A 14,534-nucleotide genomic window follows, 5' to 3' on the forward strand; every position below is an offset into this window, starting at 1 on the left:
ATCAGGCAGGGAGAGCGCGAATGAGGAAGGCATTGGTCGTTTGGGGCGGCTGGCAAGGCCATGAGCCGGAGCAATGTGCCGATATCGTCGCAGATCTGCTGCGCGAGGACGATTTTATGGTCGAGGTGACCGGCGATCTCGGCGTGTTCGGATCTCCGACGCTGGCGAAAGCCGATCTGCTGGTGCCCATCATTACCGGCGAAAAGCTTGAGAAGGAGCATGCCGCTGGCCTGGTCGAAGCCGTGCGCGGCGGGCTTGGGCTTGCCGGCCATCACGGCGCGCTCGCCACGTCCTTCAAGGAAAGCGCGCCTTTCCGCTATGTCTCCGGCGTCACCTGGGTCGCCCATCCCGGCAACATCATCGACTTCCGCGTTGCCGTCACCCGCCAGGACGACCCCGTCATGGAGGGCATTCCCGATTTCGACTATCGTTCGGAACAATATTATCTCCATTACGATCCGACGGTCGAAATCCTTGCGACCACCACCTTCACCGGCGCCTACGATCCGGCGGCCCGCAATGTGGTGATGCCCGTCGTCTTCAAGCGCCATTTCGGCGCCGGCCGCATCTTCTATTCCGCCCTCGGCCATGTTGCTGCCGAATTCGACCATCCCTATATGCCGCTCATCCTGCGACGGGGTCTGAGCTGGGCCGCACGCCAGTAGCGTCGGGACGAGCCGTATGCAGCCGAATGCCGACCAGCGGCGACAGCCGAGTGACATCGGCCGCTAAAGAATGAGCATTTCAAGCTGGAGGGCAGCCTCGCCTGATCGGCCAGCACGGGCCACCGCTTGCCGATCCTCCGCCCGCGCCATAATTTGCCCGCATGCAGGATCGCTTCTCTTTCTTCCCCGCCACTGCCGACCGCCTGGCCGATATAGAAGCGGTCTTCGACGATTGCGCCGACGGCCGGAATTGTCGCTGCGCCTACTGGTATCTCCCGAATGCCGACTACAAGGCAGGATGGGGCGAAGGAAATCGCAATTGGTTCCGCAGCCTCGTCGCCGAACCGCGCCCGCCCGGCATTCTCGGCTATCGCGAGAATGAACCGGCCGGATGGTGCGGTGTCGCGCCACGCGCTGTATTCGATCGGCTGCGCCGCTCAAAACCCTTTGCTCCGGTCGATGACAGGCCGGTCTGGTCGATCAATTGCTTCATCGTTCGCAAGCCGTTCCGGCGGCAGGGTCTGTCGCGATTGTTATTGAAACAAGCCGTTGAATTCGCAAGCGCGAACGGCGCCGAATGTCTCGAAGCCTATCCTGTCGATCAGGCGGCCCGCGCTTCGAACGGAGCCGAGCTTTATCCGGGAACGCTCTCGATGTTTCTGGATGCCGGTTTCACCGAAGTGGCAAGACGCCTGCCGGCAAGACCGGTCGTTCGCCTGGAATGCCGCTGAATATTTCGGCAACCCAGGGATTGATAATATGGCTTAGCGGGCCGCCTTGATCTGCCGGTCGTTCTCCAAGGTGGGAGCCGCCTCGTCATAGATCCGCATCAGCCGCCCGGCTGTCTTCAGCTTCTCGATGAGGTCGTTTCCATCAGGCGAGGCCTTCGTCAGCTCCAGCTGTTCGAACTCCCTCAGCGCCTGCGCCCAATGGCTTTCCCCACGCCCATCCGGCCTGCCTTCCGATTCCCATAGTGAATAAGCGCGCTGGCTGACCCAGGCGTCTTTATTATGACTCATAATCAACCCCAGCGAGAAATTTGGAAGCAATATTCGACAAGCAACAAGGTGCCAAAACCGGCTTTAGGAGTCGTTACGAGGCAGCGTTAGTTTTTAGCTAATACCGAGGTGCCGAGGGTTTATCCCGTGCACACATTCCCGGACCTTGGCCTCGTACCGACTGCAGGGTAGGGTCACCCGCAGAAACGACAGCGATGACCGATGGCAGCCAAGACAACACTCAATGCGAAGAATCTCGAATCCCTTGGTGCGCAGCGCCTTGCCGAGCTGCTGGTCGAGATCAGCATGGGCAGCGCCGCCCACAAACGACGGCTTCGCATGGAGCTTGCCGGCAATCACGGCAGCGCCGAGGTCGCGCGTGAGGTGCGAAAGCGGCTTGCCAGCATCGCCCGCGCTCGCACTGTCATCAACTGGCGCAAAGTGAAAGCGCTGAAGAGCGATCTGGAAACGCAGCGCAAGACGATCGCAGAGACGGTTGCCGCCGATGATCCCCAGGAGGCTTTCGAACTGATATGGCAGTTCCTCGCGCTGGCGAATTCGATCTTTGAGAGATCCAGCGACAGCAGTAGTTCTCTCATCGAAAGTTTTCATCAGGCTTGCGAGGATGCTGCCGCAATCGCCGCGTCCGCCAAGATCGGCTCCGATGTCCTGGCCGACAAGGTGTTCAAAGCCGTGCAGGACGATGGCTACGGCCAGTACGACAACCTGATTGCAGCGATGGTGCCGGCCCTCGGCAAGGATGGTCTCGATTGCCTGAAAACGCTCTTCGTTCAATGGTCCAAGGACCCGAAAGACAAACCGGCTAAGGATGAGCGAAAGGTCATCGGCTGGGGTAGCGCAGGCCCCCTTTACGGAGATGAGATCTACGGCACTCAGCGAGATCTGACGGTGCGCATAGCCTTGCAGGAAATTGCCGACGCCCAGGGCGATGTTGATGCCTACATCGCTCAGCAACCCGAGAAAACGCGCAAGATGCCGATGATTGCAGCCGACATTGCAAATCGCCTGGTCTCGGCCGGTCGGGCGAAGGAAGCCCTTGAGGTGCTGAATGAGGTCGATACGACAGGCTGGGCCGGCATGCCATTCGAATGGCAACTCGCGCGCGTCGAGACGCTCGAGGCCCTGGGGCGACGAGAGGAGGCCCAAACCTATAGATGGACGTGCTTCGAGCAGTCGCTGCACGACCAGCATCTCCGCGCCTTCCTCAAGCGACTGCCGGACTTCGACGATCTGGAGGCAGAGGAGAAGGCATTCGCCCATGCTCAGGCTTTCCCGGACGTCCACCAGGCGCTTGCATTTTTCCTGCTTTGGCCGGCACCCGCCGAGGCAGCAAAACTCGTGATGAGGCGGAAGGCGGAACTGGATGGCAATCTCTATGAGCTGATGCCGGCGGCGGCCGAAGCTCTGGCGGAGAAACATCCGCTTGCGGCAACCATCGTCTTGCGCTCCATGATCGATTTCACGCTCGATAGCGGTCGGTCCAGCCGCTATAAGCATGCGGCGAGGCATCTTGCGGACTGCGCATCGCTTGCGCCTCATATCAATGACTTCGGCAACACAAGATCCCATGACATCTATGTCGCGGAACTTATGCGTCGGCACGGCAAGAAGCATGGCTTCTGGAGCCAGGTGACCTAAGTCGCTGCGGATGCTTTACCTTCAGAGAGGAATTTCATGACGACCATTTCCTGGCATGCAGATCCGCTCACTTGGGGCAATGGACCCCGCATCTTCGAAGCCTTTCTGGAGCCGACTTGCCCCTATTCGGTCAAAACGTTCAAAAAGCTCGATGACCTGCTGAGCCAGGCCGGCGAACACAAGATCACCGTGAAGATCCGCCTGCAGTCGCAACCTTGGCATATGTATTCGGGCGTCCTCGTCCGCGGCATCATCGCAGCCTCGACGCTGGAAGGTGGCAAGGAAACTGCAAAGAAGGTGATGGCTGCTATCGCCGCCCATCGCGAGGAGTTCGAATTCGAGCGTCATGCCGGTGGCCCGAATATGGATGTGACGCCGAACCAGATCATCGAGCGCCTGGAAGGCTACAGCGGCGTCAAGCTGAAAGAGGCCTTCGCAATCCCGGATCTCGACCGGGAAATCAAATGGCACTGCAAATATGCCCGGCAGAACGGCATCCATGTCTCGCCGACCTTCATGCTCAACGGACTGGTGCAAGCCGACATGAGCAGCGGCGATGAGGTTGGAGCCTGGGTGAAGAAGGCACTGGGCAACTGACGCTGCCGAGTGCCAGAGACTAATAAGGTGAGCCGTCTCGCCGATGTCCTTATTGTGTTCGCACGGGGGATGGAGTCAGTAATGAATCTGGGCTAATTGCTTTTTAAGGCATTGCTGATGAACTGCCATCATGACAAAGCCGCCCCGCAAGCCTTCCAAGCCGCTGCTCGATGAAGCCTACGAGCCGCTTCGCAGCCGACCGCGCCGACGGCGAGATCCCGCTCAACCTCATCTTTCTCTCGATCCGATGCCGGCGCGTATTGCGCCGTGTCCGGCGTCAGTGGGAAGGACACGGTTCAGATGAACGACGACCCGAAATTGAATCGGGCCGAAGGTCAGCAATATCAGCAGCAGACGACCGACCGGGACATGGTTGCTCGCAACTACCTCAGCCTCAACACGGCGATCTTGCTAGGGATCCTGTTTATTGCGATCGTCTTCAGGTTCCACAAGATCACCTTGCCGCTCGTCGACGGCTTCAGCTGGCGCGAGATAAGCACCGCCATGATGGCCGACAATTTCCAGCAGCGCAGCTGGAACATCTTCTTTCCGGAGGTCAGCTGGACCGGGCCTGGGCCAAGCTATCAGGGCCGCGAGTTCCAGATCGTCAGCTATCTCACAGCCTTGCTCTACCAACTCTTCGGCTGGCACGACTGGTTCGGCCGCGTGGTTGCGGCCTTCTTCGGTCTGGTGACGGTGTTTTCGCTGCATCGGCTGACGGCGCTATGCTGGGGCGAGATCCGCGCCCACGCGGCGGCACTGGCCTACGCGCTGATGCCGGCGGCGATCATGATCGACAGCTCCTTTCTTCCCGATCCCGCGATGCTGGCCTTGGTCACTCTTGGCGTCTGGCTGTTCGCCAAATACTGGGCCGGCGGCAGCGGCTGGCTCCTGCCGCTCGCCACGGTCAGCTTCTCGCTCGGTGTGCTGTCAAAGCCGCCAGGCATCGCGGCCGGCGCCGCCATCTTCTATCTGATGGTCTGCTGGATTTTGGAGAAGAAGCGAAAGCAGGCGACCTGGGTTTTCCTGTCGGGGCTTTTGAGCCTGGCCATCATCGGCGCTTACTTCAGCTGGGCGATTTATCTCGGCCGCAGCTATCCGCCGTTTCATGTCGCCGGTACTGGCGGCTATATCTGGGATTACGGCTTCTGGACATATGTCAGGGACAGGTTCTACTTCAAATCCTTATGGAACACCTCGGTCTTGTGGTTCTACGGCTATCCGTTCCTGGTGCTGCTGGCCGTCGGCTTGTGGATACCACTCAGCCGCGCCGAAGACCCGAAGCAACGCACCCTTTCGGCCATTCCCTATGTCTGGCTGACTGCGGCCATCATCCTCTATCTGGCGGCGGCGGGCGAGATCACCAGCAACGTATGGAACTTTCACATCTTCCATGTGCCGATCGCGATGTTCTGCGGCCACGGCGCGCTTCTTCTGGCAACGCTTGGGTCGAGAACCGTTCTGACGCCGGCGATGGTGCTTCGCTCGATCTTCATCGTGGCCATCGCGCTTGCCTGGTCGACCTTGCCCCTCGTCAGAACGATGAAGAAGCCAATCGCCATGAACGGCAAGCTGCTTGGCGAAGAACTGGCGCGGTTGGCGCAACCGGGCGACCTTGTCGTCGCCATCGCGCCTGAGGTCGGCGATCCCGTCGCAGTCTATTACAGCAGGGCGCGCGGCTGGGTGTTCCCGCCTGGCGGAGGCGATGCGGAATGGTCGAAATTCGTTGCGGATGACGCCACCGCGATCGCGCAGCTCGAGGAACTGCGCGCGCAGGGCGCGGATCTGTTCGGCGTGGCCAGGAACGCCACCGACAAGGAGGGCCGGCTGTTCGTCGAGCATCATGATGGGGTTATCGACCATCTGGACAGGACTGCAACCAAGCTTGCGGATTTCAATAATTTGCTGGTCTATCGGATCACCCGTCCATGAGCACCGCGACAGTCGGGGTCATGGGCCGTCGACCACATCACGCCCAGCACCTTCGCAGTGAAGACGATCGCGTTTTTCCTCACCTATGTCTTGGAAATGCTGCACGTCTGCAATGAGTCTCGCGACGTGGCGCACGGCCGTTTCGGCGCCGGCCGCAATCCGTCGCGCACCGCTCACATCAAGCGCCGGGCTGCAGCATATGGCTCTGACGAGGGCGGCTTGAGCCCGCGCGGCGTGTCAACGCAGATGGTTCAAGGAGACAGCCGATCTCGACGTCCGCTTCACCGAAAGATCGAAAATAGCAGGAGGACGCGGACACCCTTACGGTCGAAGGCCGAATGGCGGAGAGGGTGGGATTTGAACCCACGATACCCTTGCAGGTATGCCGCATTTCGAGTGCGGTGCATTCGACCACTCTGCCACCTCTCCGCGGTCTGGTCGGCGCTTGTTCGGCGCGGGCGTTCTCATAACGGGCAAATGACAGGCAATTTCGATCGCTGCGGCGCGGCCGTTGTGGCTGAACCGTGCCGTTTCACGCAAATGGAACGCCCGGCGAAATTGTCTTCGTCCAGACCAAGCGTATCGATCCTGCTGCGTGCACCGCACCTGTTGAATGCTCACTGGCCAGAAAGCGGATCCCAAGCAACGCTTCCAGATTTGCCTCGAACAGGTTCTGAAGCGACTTTTCGACCTGGACGGCCGCCCGGCAAGTTCGTCACCTGGGCGCAATTGAAATAGCTTGGTGTCTCTCAAAGCTAACTCCGAATCTACTGTTATGTGCGTCTTGATGGGCGATCAGACGAAAATCGCCCTCTCGGTGATGTCGCTGTCGGCGATCACCGGATCCAAGCTTACCGCTTTTCGCTAACTCGCTTGCAAACTGAACCCATTGTTTTCCTTCCATCTCAAGCGTTGACAATCAGCATGCAACTTGCTCAATGACAGGTTGTAAACGTATGTCCGATTCACTAAACGGGGAAATCGATGCTAATCGCCGACTTTATGAGCAAGGTGCTTGCCGTTCACAAGACCGGTGCCGCGACCGAACACTCTTATCGGCCGGCGCTAGAAGGCTTGTTCAACTCGCTGAATCCATCAGTCACAGCGATAAACGAACCGAAACGCGTGAAGTGCGGCGCTCCCGACTTCATCGTGCAGCGGGGCGATATTGTGATCGGACATGCTGAGGCAAAAGATCTCGGCCTGGACATCCATTCGTTCAAGGATGCCAACATGGACCAGCAGCAGCGCTATTTGAAAGCGCTGCCGAACCTAATCTACACGAATTGCCTCGATTGGGACTTCTTCCGGGATGGCGAGAAATTCGCGACGGTCAAGATCGGCGAGATGGATTCCGGCATTAAACCGAACCCCGACCAATATGAACAACTCGAGAACCTTCTCCAGAACTTCGTCGTCCAAAAACCGCAGACCATTACTAGCCCGCGCGACCTGGCCACGCGCATGGCCGGTAAAGCCAACCTGATCAAGGACGTGCTGCGAAAGACGCTAGCCGACGACAAGACCTTCCAGTCAGACCTTTTCACACAGTATTCCGCGTTCAAAGAAAACCTGATTCACGACATCACGCCGGAAGACTTCTCAGACATCTATGCGGAAACCGTCGCTTATGGCATGTTCGCCGCCCGCCTGCACGACACAACACTAAAGACCTTCACGCGTCAGGAAGCGCTTGAGCTTCTGCCGAAATCCAACCCCTTTCTTCGGTCGCTCTTCGGATATGTCGCAGGGCATGACCTCGATGACCGTATCGCCTGGATTATCGATGACCTGGCAGGCGTCTTCCAAGCGGTCGACATCTCGAAAATTATGGCTGGGTTCGGGAAGCTCACAGGGCAGGACGACCCCTTCCTGCATTTCTACGAGACGTTCCTGGCGGCCTACAATCCGGCGAAGCGCAGGGCGCGCGGCGTCTGGTATACACCCGAGCCTGTGGTGAACTTTATCGTGCGCGCCGTGGATGAGGTGCTGCAGGGCGATTTTGGGCTCGGCGATGGCTTGGCCGACACGTCGAAGGTGACCATCGACTGGGACACTGGACAGCGAAAACACACGCAAAAGGGTGACTTCACCAAGGACGGAAAAAACCAGATTGAGAAGCGCGAGGTTCATCGCGTTCAGATCCTCGACCCTGCGACAGGCACTGGCACATTCCTGGCGGAGGTCATCAAACAAATTGCTCCTAAGGTCCAAGGAGTAGCACCCGGCATGTGGTCGAAATACATCGCGGATGATCTTATCCCGCGACTTCACGGCTTCGAGCTGCTTATGGCCTCCTACGCCATGTGTCACACGAAAATCGACATGATCCTGACGGAGCTCGGCTACAAGCCCGGCGCGATGCCGCCCAGACTCTCAGTCTACCTGACGAACAGCCTGGAGGAGGGGGAGCCGGCAAACCAAACGCTCCCGTTCACTCAGTGGCTCAGTCGCGAGGCGAAGGGCGCGAACACGATCAAGCGAGACATGCCGATCATGTGCGTGATCGGCAATCCTCCCTATTCGGTCGCATCAAGCAACAAGGGCGAATGGGCGAACGCGCTAGTGGCACCCTACAAAGCCGACCTGGACGAGACGAGCATAAACTCGCTTTCCGATGACTACGTCAAGTTCATCCGCCTGGCGGAGACCTTCGTGTCGGCGAACAAGGTCGGCATGTTCGGCATGATAACCAATAACTCGTTCCTGGACGGCGTGGTCCACCGAAAGATGCGTCTTCACCTCCGCCGAACCTTCGACGACATCTACATCATCAACCTGCACGGCGACTCGAACAAGAAGGAGCGGACCCCGGAAGGCCTGCCCGATCGGAACGTCTTCGATATCATGCAGGGTGTCTCGATCACGATCGCGATCAAGACCGGAAAAAAGGAGGGGCTGGCCGATGTTCACGTAAAGGACATCTGGGGCTCGAGGCAGAGCAAATACGACTACCTCACTGCCAACTCCCTGAAGTCGATCGACTTCCAGGACGCTAACTTCCATGGCGACTATCACTTCTTTACACGAAAGGAATTCGCCGACGTCGACACCTATGAAGCCGGCTTCAAGATCAGCGACCTGTTCCTTTCGGGGCTGAGCGGCATCAAGTTCCGCAAGGACCGACTCTTGGTCCTCGGAAACTACACCCGCGCCGACGCCGTTCAGATGGCCGAAGACGTGGCCACGATGACCAAGAGCGCCCTCCTGAAGAAGTATGGGTTTTCCGAGACAAACGACTGGCAGCTCGATCAGCAGCGGCCGAACTTCCAAGATCGCCAGGCCGGTGACTTCATAAAAATTGCCTATCGGCCGCTCGATTGGCGTTGGACTTACTATCCCCTCGACAAGATCCACCACATCATCCCACGGGGTGACTCGAGACGCGGCTTGATGCAACACATGATCGGCGGCGAAAACATCGCGCTCATCTCCGGCCGACAGAACAAGTCGGGTGCAATCAACCATTTCTTCGTGTCGAACTGCCCCAGTGAGATGAAGACGGGCGAAAGCACAATCCAATCCTACCACTTTCCGCTCTACCTCTATCCGACCGAGCAGGATCTAGACCGGGAACGACGAGTGAACTTCGATCCGAAGATTTTCAAACGGATCCAGTCGCTAGGGAAGGACAAGGCGCACGGCATTCCGGACGAGGTCCACATCTTCGACTACATCTACGCTGTGCTTCATTGCCCGACCTACCGCGAGACCTATGCCGAGTTCCTCCGGATCGATTTCCCGCGAATACCTTATCCCGCCAACCCTCAGGAGTTCTGGACCCTGTCCGCCCAGGGCGCGCAGCTCCGCAAGCTTCACCTTATGGATTCGACCTCGATCGGCGCCACGCCTTATCCCTTCCAAGGGGAGGGTGACAACGTCGTGGATTATCCAAAATTCGAGGGTGGAAAGGTTTGGATCAACAAAACCCAAGGCTTCGACGCCGTGCCGGAGAAGGCCTGGGACTTCTTCATCGGCGGATACCAGCCGGCACAGCGCTGGCTTAAAGACCGGAGGAGACGGGCCCTGAGCTTCGATGAAGTAAAGCATTTCCAGCGCATCATCAAAATCTTGGCCGAGACCGACCGGATAATGACCTCGATGGAAATGACGTTGAAAATGGCAGGTTAATTTCAGTTGTTGACTTCTGGAACGGTCTTGAAGCTGTCAGGGCGCGAGACCGGGACCCGCATTTCTAGACGCGGATTTCTGAACGACTGAGTGCTGTTGCCTCAGGGGAGCTTACCAGCGCGCACCACGCGATCCAGCTGTAAAGTCATAGCGTCAGACATGCCAAACGCGACAGCGAGTCTCCTGGTCGATTGGTGAACAGGGCAGTGATCTAAGGTTCACGAAGAACGCGTGCCAAGGTTTTCGGATGCACCTGATACCTTGCAGCGACGGCAGCAACTGGCTCCAGGTCGACCTCGACAGCGCGCCGGGCAGCGTCCGTCTGCTCGTCGGTCATCGACGGGCGGCGCCCTAAGCGTGAACCTCTGGCTCTCGCAGCTTCCATCCCTGCCTTTGTGCGCTCGCTGATGATAGCTCTCTCGAATTCCGCCATCGCGGCCATCATATGAAAAACCAGCCGCCCGCCTGATGAGGAGGTGTCGATGCTCTCGGTCAGGGACCTGAAATCGCAGCCACGTCGCGAAAGTCCATTTACAGTTTGGATGAGATCTACCAACGAACGGCCAAGGCGATCGAGCCGCCACACGACGAGCATGTCATTAGGCTTCAGGTGTCTAAGGGCTTTGCGCAGGCCAGGGCGCTGGAAATCGGCACCAGACAACCCATGGTCGGTGAAGATGTCAGAGCAGCCAGCAGCCTTCAACGCCGCAACCTGTAAATCGAGATTCTGCTCAACCGTCGACACGCGAGCATATCCGATAAGTTTCATGATGATTTGACCCGCCTTCGGCTTGCACCTAAGCAATTGACATATAGGAACCTTTTCGCTCTGTCGGGCTTAAAATCGAGCCAAGCCGGAAGTCCTTGAAATTACAGGATGCGACCAGATCAGCGGTTACCGCTATCGTCTATCGGACAAAGGTTCCCTTTCGCTCTCGCGGGTTATGTATTGGCTCGATGTCCGACGAGGAGTGCATGGACTTTTCACTGATCGTGTTTGCATCTGGCGTCGTCTTCGGCGGCGCGTGTGCGATCTTGGCAACGAATAAGAACCGCGATCCGCTGGCCTGGTTTGCCATAGGTTTCTTCTTCAGTTTCATCGCTTTGATTGTGATCGCTGCGCTTTCGCCTGTCGTGAAGTCACAAAGCACGACTGGCAAGTCATCTCGCAAAACCAAGTCGACGAATGGCTTCCCTGACAATCCAGTAGATCCTGAGCGTCCGTGGCTCGGCTAAAGGAAACCCTCGCACCGGCGAATTCAATTGGTCAATTCGCGGCCGATAAACCTCAGCTTGGCGAACACACACACAAATCGAAACACCTTAGCAATTGGCAAGAGGCGGTAAGTGCCAGTGATATGCGATTGCCTTGACACGAATCCGAGGCTTGCTCTGCGGGCACCGGAAATCAGGAAAACGGTCGTCAGCCCATACGATATTGCTGGGCCGCTCACGGTATTTAGCGGCCATTGCATGCACCTGAGCTTTCAATTCTTCACTCAACATAGGTTCGGATTTCCCATTAATAAGATAGTTCAACAGCGCTCTACGCGTGCCTGATCGTGCGTGTTTGGGCGCTTTGACAGACTGTTCGACCGAAGACGTTTCACTTGAAGGATATCCTGGGAGAAGCGAACGAGCCTTCCGGACCATCAAAACATCCCGAAAGTTGGATTGCTCGCCATCCCACACTCGGCTTCTGCCGCTGCTCCCCGCTTGCTGTCCCGCTCCTGCTGACGAAGCATAAGCCAGACCTGAATGTCAGATGCTGCCACGCCCTTTGCCTCCTGGCGCTTGATGAAATTCGCGTCAGCACGCTGGTCACGCTTGCGCTCCTCTTTTTGCGCAGGCGTCATGTGCGACAGATCTTCGTTCGGCTTGTTGCGAACCTTGCGCCGGCCGGCATTGCGCGACGCCCTACCGTTCCGAGAACGCCAGTCGTCAATATCACGCAGCCTGCGCCACTTTTCGTCGGCATCACGCCGCTTTTCCTCTTCAAGCCGCTCCTCTGCCTTCTTGATCTGGTAATCCAGCTCCGCCATGCGGCGCTGGTCATTCGAAGAGATCGCAAGCTCACGCTTCTCGCGTAGAGAGCGAAGTTCTCGCAGCCGACGGTCGTATGGGGTGAGCTTAATTGTCGCAGGAATGAAAGCATAAGCGTCGTCATCGTTCCGATTTTCCATACCGGAAGTTCCTTTGCCGTTCTTGTTCGCAAAGACTTATAGCGGCGGCATGGTGGAACTGCTTCAAGTCGCGAGCGAAGGCAGGAAGCTTCTGACGAGCCGGGAGCGTGAACTTCTGGCCGTTATTAGAACATTTATATAGACTTATAATAACTGTAGTTTTTTATAAATCCATAATACACCGGACGAAAGTTCACGCTCCGGTTCATTTCTATCCTGCGGGAGGGAAAAACGCGTCCGGCGAGGAAAGTCATGATACCGCCGACACTAGGCTCCGGAGAGCCGCTTCGGTCGCGGAGCACCACCCGGATCAGGTTGGGTTTGTCCGGCTCTTCGCAAACCTAGTCCTCCAGGCGTCTATGAGGAAAGCGATGGCAGAGCATTGTGGAGATGACGGACTGAAGCAAGCGCTCTTTGACTCGAGGATTGGCTTAGGCGCATTCCGTCGCTCGATGTGCAAAGGAATGCTGCCGATCCTCTCGCGCTCGCCCATGAACTTCTCTGTCGATTTTCGGCTGAGGAGGATAGAGTGTCCAGATCGTCGCCAGAATGGAAAGCATCCCCATCACGCGAGTTGCTTTTTCCTAGGACTTCGCAACCTGGCACGAGTTCAATCAGGGGCGACAGCGTCAATCACTTCGACGGCAGAGGAGGGTCGGCGGCACCGAATGGAAAACAACGAAAGAACTGCGGTCAATCGGTCATCGTCCACGAGCGTCAAAGCGAATACCTGGCGCTCTGAGTAACCGCTCAGATCGCGCACATTTCGCGATCCCAGAGCTGTCGAAGGTCGCCACGTCGATCACAGAACAACACATCCGCTTGACTACGCCTGGAAATGTTTTTGGTGCTGCTGGGTAAAGGCTTTGCGATCCGTGCCGATGTTCACAGAAGAGATCCCGCACAGCGTTCGATACTCGGCGTGGCTTCCGCAAGCAATTTAGAGCCCACGAGGGGCGCCGCACAACCAATGAATGTCCCTCGACCTTTACATCGTCAGCAAAAAAGCCGATTCCGACGTAATTTGTAAACTTTTGGTAAACTTAGTGTAAAGGTCACGTCCATTTTCGCAACGATTTTGGCTTTACACGCAGGGCTCTTCACAACCAGAGATATATATTTGTAAAGGTCGAAGCTGCCCAACCTTTACAAAAGCAACTCAGAACCATCGCAAATGTAAAGGTCGTGCAAGTTTTTGGTCAGATTGGATTGATCGACATACCCAGGCGAGCGACCAGATCGTCAGCGCTCAGGTGTGTATATCGCTTCAGCATTCTAAGCTCTTTGTGTCCCGAGATGCTACTGACTTCGATCACATTCAGCCCCCGCTCGAATAAACGACTTACGCCTTCATGGCGAAGATCGTGAAACCTCAGTCCCACGATGTTTGCACGCTTCAGAAGACGTCGCCAAACCTGTTCAAAAGAACCGGGGGCGATGGGAAAGACCATAGATTCCTCTACGGGTGCATTTTCCTTCCACCGGGAAAGCGCATCGAACGCACGCTGCGTCATCGGCACCTCGCGACCGGACCCGTTCTTCGTCATTTCTAGCGTAATGACGCGGCGGTTGTGAGAAATGTCAGTCCACTTCAGACCGAGGATTTCGCTACGGCGCATCCCGGTCTCGATGGCGACGATAAGCAAGGTCCTCATAAACGGGATCTTGCCGCCATCGCAGCCGTCGAGCAGGCGCTGCTCCTCGTCACCTTCCAAGCGGCGCTTGCGCTCGTTCCGTATGACGGGTCGCCGAACTAGCTTGACCACGTTGCGACTGAGAGGAAAGCCCCAGTCCCGCATCGCAACTTCGATGACGTGACTAAGGATCGCCATTTCGCGAACCGCGGTAGATGGAGCTACGCTGCTGAGGCGCTCGTCGCGGAACGACGCGACATCCGGCTGTGAAAGCCCCACAAGCGTCCGGTGTGCGATCTCGTGACGCTCAAGCACGTCGATGCGCTGGATCTCTTGCACGCACCCTCGCTTTGTTGGCGATACTTCGATCTTGTAACGCTTGAGCAAGTCGCCCAGTGTTGTGGTCTCCAGGATCTTAGTATCGGGTGCGGCCCCGAAACGATCGACCTGGCTTTCTAGCTCACGTGCCCATTTCTCAGCTTCAGCCTTGCTGTCAAAGCTTTTTGCCCGAGGCTTCATACCGCGTCGCCGCACCTGTGCTTGCCAGCGGCCTCTAAGTTTTCTGATCGTCGCCATTTGGTCCTCATCTGATGTCGTCGATCAATGCGTAGGACGCCCCGTTGAGGGGGCCAAGGATAATTCCGGCGAACCTACGACAGCGACGCTCACTCACTCTGCTTCAACCGCTCGCAGATAAATTTCTTCCTTTTTGGTTGATTTTTCTTCGCGGATGGT

Annotated in this window: 11 protein-coding genes, 1 tRNA gene and 2 pseudogenes; 8 read left to right on the forward strand and 6 right to left on the reverse strand. The window is 57.3% G+C overall.

Annotated elements, in window-relative coordinates; translation table 11 throughout:
- The first annotated feature begins 20 nt into the window (after positions 1–20).
- Both RL_RS23985 and RL_RS23990 read left to right on the forward strand, forming a co-directional pair.
- Positions 21–665 carry a ThuA domain-containing protein gene (locus tag RL_RS23985; RefSeq protein WP_011654002.1) on the forward strand — a complete coding sequence of 215 codons (645 nt, stop codon included), beginning with the start codon at positions 21–23 and terminating at the stop codon, positions 663–665.
- Positions 666–826: 161 nt separating this feature from the next.
- On the forward strand, positions 827–1,396 hold the full coding sequence (locus tag RL_RS23990) for a GNAT family N-acetyltransferase (RefSeq protein ID WP_011654003.1): 570 nt from the start codon (positions 827–829) through the stop codon (positions 1,394–1,396).
- 33 nt (positions 1,397–1,429) lie between these two features.
- Here RL_RS23990 and RL_RS23995 read toward each other — a convergent pair whose 3' ends face one another.
- A complete protein-coding gene (locus tag RL_RS23995; protein ID WP_041936517.1) occupies positions 1,430–1,684 on the reverse strand; it encodes a DUF2934 domain-containing protein in 255 nt (84 codons plus the stop codon).
- Between the two features lie 201 nt (positions 1,685–1,885).
- Here RL_RS23995 and RL_RS24000 point away from each other — a divergent pair, with 201 nt between their 5' ends.
- The 4 genes and pseudogenes from RL_RS24000 (at position 1,886) to RL_RS24010 (ending at position 5,851) form a co-directional block, all read left to right on the forward strand.
- Complete coding sequence (locus tag RL_RS24000; RefSeq protein WP_011654005.1) at positions 1,886–3,322, forward strand: DUF6880 family protein; 1,437 nt, start codon at positions 1,886–1,888, stop codon at positions 3,320–3,322.
- Between the two features lie 36 nt (positions 3,323–3,358).
- A complete protein-coding gene (locus RL_RS24005; RefSeq protein WP_011654006.1) occupies positions 3,359–3,919 on the forward strand; it encodes a DsbA family protein in 561 nt (186 codons plus the stop codon).
- 130 nt (positions 3,920–4,049) lie between these two features.
- Positions 4,050–4,190: pseudogene (locus tag RL_RS40665) on the forward strand (ATP-dependent DNA ligase); the annotation flags it as partial.
- 29 nt (positions 4,191–4,219) lie between these two features.
- A complete protein-coding gene (locus RL_RS24010) occupies positions 4,220–5,851 on the forward strand; it encodes an ArnT family glycosyltransferase (RefSeq protein WP_028742670.1) in 1,632 nt (543 codons plus the stop codon).
- 339 nt (positions 5,852–6,190) lie between these two features.
- On the opposite strand, the gene RL_RS24015 is transcribed toward RL_RS24010, so the two are convergent.
- Positions 6,191–6,280: transfer RNA gene (locus RL_RS24015), tRNA-Ser, on the reverse strand.
- Positions 6,281–6,411: 131 nt separating this feature from the next.
- A pseudogene (locus RL_RS40670) lies at positions 6,412–6,604 on the reverse strand (DUF91 domain-containing protein); the annotation flags it as partial.
- A gap of 231 nt (positions 6,605–6,835) precedes the next feature.
- On the opposite strand from RL_RS40670, the gene RL_RS24020 reads away from it, so the two are divergent.
- Positions 6,836–9,982: a type ISP restriction/modification enzyme gene (locus RL_RS24020; RefSeq protein ID WP_011654008.1), complete on the forward strand. Its 3,147-nt coding sequence runs from the start codon at positions 6,836–6,838 to the stop codon at positions 9,980–9,982.
- Between the two features lie 211 nt (positions 9,983–10,193).
- On the opposite strand, the gene RL_RS24025 is transcribed toward RL_RS24020, so the two are convergent.
- Positions 10,194–10,751 (reverse strand): recombinase family protein, encoded by a 558-nt coding sequence (locus RL_RS24025; protein ID WP_011654009.1) that lies wholly within the window; start codon positions 10,749–10,751, stop codon positions 10,194–10,196.
- 206 nt (positions 10,752–10,957) lie between these two features.
- Between RL_RS24025 and RL_RS24030 the strand changes: the two genes are divergently transcribed.
- Positions 10,958–11,218: a hypothetical protein gene (locus tag RL_RS24030; RefSeq protein WP_041936518.1), complete on the forward strand. Its 261-nt coding sequence runs from the start codon at positions 10,958–10,960 to the stop codon at positions 11,216–11,218.
- A 416-nt stretch (positions 11,219–11,634) separates the two neighbouring features.
- Here RL_RS24030 and RL_RS24035 read toward each other — a convergent pair whose 3' ends face one another.
- Positions 11,635–12,165: a hypothetical protein gene (locus RL_RS24035; protein WP_011654012.1), complete on the reverse strand. Its 531-nt coding sequence runs from the start codon at positions 12,163–12,165 to the stop codon at positions 11,635–11,637.
- A gap of 1,199 nt (positions 12,166–13,364) precedes the next feature.
- On the reverse strand, positions 13,365–14,375 hold the full coding sequence (locus RL_RS24040) for a site-specific integrase (RefSeq protein WP_041936519.1): 1,011 nt from the start codon (positions 14,373–14,375) through the stop codon (positions 13,365–13,367).
- Positions 14,376–14,534: the final 159 nt, after the last annotated feature.

Origin of the sequence: Rhizobium johnstonii 3841 (assembly GCF_000009265.1) — a bacterium.
Taxonomy (GTDB): Bacteria; Pseudomonadota; Alphaproteobacteria; order Rhizobiales; family Rhizobiaceae; genus Rhizobium; species Rhizobium acaciae.